Raw genomic sequence first — 1043 nt, 5'->3', positions numbered from 1 at the left:
AGCGACGATCCGGACGGCCGACGCGTCGTCGAGGAGGTGGCGCCGCGTCCGGAGGACACCGTCGTGACCAAGTGGCGCTACAGCGCCTTCGTCCGAAACTCGTCCGGCTCTTGGCGTACGCGGAATCGGCCTGCCGCCGCAGATACCCGTCGTAAACCCGTCCCACGGCCACGTTCAGGACGCCGAGCCCGCGGATGAACGCGCCCTTGAACGAGACCCCGTCGCCGCTGCACTGGTCGGGTTCGTTGGGCTCGCGCAGGATGCCGTTGTTGTTGAGGTACGTGCTCGTGGTGGCCGCGTCGGCGATCCGGCGGGCCACGGTCAGCGCGTTCGCGTCGCCGGTCAGCCGGTTGAGCTGCACCAGCGCGTTGATCAGCACACCCTGGTTGTAGGTCCACGTGACGTCGCCGTTGTTGCGGCAGGTGCTCAGGTTGAGGCCGTCGTTGACCAGGTTCGAGTTGTTCAGCATCCCGGTGCCCTGGAACCACGTCCAGCCGGCCTGCGCCCGCCCGCGGTAGACGCTGTCGCCGCCGATGCGCAAGGACAGGGCAGCGTTGAGCTGGATGTAGAGACTGTTGGCGACGGCGTTCTTCACGGTCCGGTCGGTACGCCAGTAGATGCCACCGCCGCAGCGCGTATCCCAGTAGCTGAACATGTGGTCGGCGCCGGCCCGGGCGGTGTTCAGGTAGCGGCTGTCACCGGTCCGGTCGTACGCGGCCACCCAGGCCAGCGCCCACCAGCCGGTGTCGTCGAGATACTCGTTGCGGAACTGGCCCTGCCGGGAGTTGATGTTCTTGTCGTACGTGGCCGCGATCGCGTAGTCGTAGCTGTGCATGCCGCTGATCCGGCTGTTGTCGATCAGCGCGGTGAGCGCGTTCGCGCCGGTCCACCAGCCGTTCGTGTCGAAGAGTCCGGTGCCCTGGTCGAACCGCATCATCAGGGCGGTGGCCGCGGCGGTCCGCCGGTCCCACGCGTTCCAGTTGCTGCGGGCCCAGCCGGTGCACGTGAGCTCGGGCCGGTCGCCGGCCTTGCCGCAGGCGCGC

Annotated in this window: 1 protein-coding gene; it reads right to left on the bottom strand. The window is 68.6% G+C overall.

Features of this window, described 5'->3' with window-relative positions; all coding sequences use genetic code 11:
• The coding region (locus AB0C29_RS50090; RefSeq protein ID WP_360835668.1) for a glycoside hydrolase family 76 protein at positions 1–1043 on the bottom strand (1043 nt) is incomplete at both ends.

Origin of the sequence: Actinoplanes sp. NPDC048791 (assembly GCF_040650095.1) — a bacterium.
In the GTDB taxonomy this organism is placed as follows: domain Bacteria; phylum Actinomycetota; class Actinomycetes; order Mycobacteriales; family Micromonosporaceae; genus Actinoplanes.
This window is presented reverse-complemented; position numbering and strand designations above follow the sequence as displayed.